Source organism: Roseateles sp. P5_B10 (genome assembly GCF_056400485.1).
The window spans coordinates 1-979 of the sequence record NZ_JBFULE010001296.1; the positions used below are offsets into that span (position 1 = coordinate 1).

General features: G+C 65.1%; 2 protein-coding genes. Both read left to right on the forward strand.

The genetic code is table 11. The features are described 5' to 3' along the window. Nucleotides 1-713: glycosyltransferase (locus tag AC1DU6_RS32850; protein ID WP_477862470.1), on the forward strand; the 713-nt coding region annotated here is incomplete at its 5' end. Continuing rightward, a partial coding sequence (locus AC1DU6_RS32855) for a glycosyltransferase (protein ID WP_477862472.1) occupies nt 710-979 on the forward strand: 270 nt, incomplete at its 3' end. The genes AC1DU6_RS32850 and AC1DU6_RS32855, both read left to right, overlap by 4 nt.

Consider the following 979-nt stretch of genomic DNA (forward strand, 5'->3'; position numbering starts at 1 on the left):
ACATCCTCGTGACGCCGCAGCGCGGCGGCGCCTGGCGCTGGATGACGAAGAAGGTGCTGCGCAATTGCACCCTGACCACGTCGGACTCGGTCTACATGGCCGAGCGCATGCGCGAGCTGGGTGCGGGGGAGGTCATGACCTTCCCATTCGGCCTTGAAGCCATGCCCAAGCAGAACGCGAAGAAGCAGCCTTGGCTGTGCTTCGCGAACCGCGGCCTGGAGCCGATCTACCGGCCGCAACTCGTCATTGACGCGTTCCTGCGCATCGCGCGTCAGAACCCTGAAGCGCGCTTGGTCATTGCGAACGATGGCTCGTTACGTCAGTCGCTTGAAGATGAAACGGCTGCTCGTGGCTTACATGAGCAGATCACCTTCGTCGGCCGGCTGGATGCCGCCGCCCAGGCCTCGTACTACGCCCGTTCGACCTGGTTCCTGAGCCTGCCCGAGAGCGATTCCGTGTCGGTTTCGGTGCTGGAAGCGATGGCGCATGGCTGTGTGCCGCTGCTGTCCGAACTGCCTGCCAATCGTGAGTTGATTGGCGACTCGGCGCGTGGACTCATCGTCGGCTCGCTGGACGACCTGCCGGCGCGCATGGCAACGCTGGACACGACCAAGCTCGCCATCGCCAATCGCAACTGGGTCGCCGCCAACGGCCTCTTCGAGCCCCACGTGCAGCGCTTCCTGACCCGGCTCAAGGAGCTCACGCCGGCATGAGGATCCTTCTGGTCAACCATTACGCCGGTTCGCCTGCCCACGGCATGGAGTTCCGACCCTACTACCTGGCCCGTGAATGGGTGAGGGCGGGTCACGAGGTCACCATCGTCGCGGCCAGCTACTCCCATGTGCGCGCCGTACAGCCCGAGGTGCCCGGCCAACCGGTCGAGGAGATCATCGATGGCATCCGCTACCGCTGGCTGCCGGTGCCCAGCTACCAGGGCAACGGCGTGGGCCGCTTGCGCAACATCCTGTCCTTCCTGCGC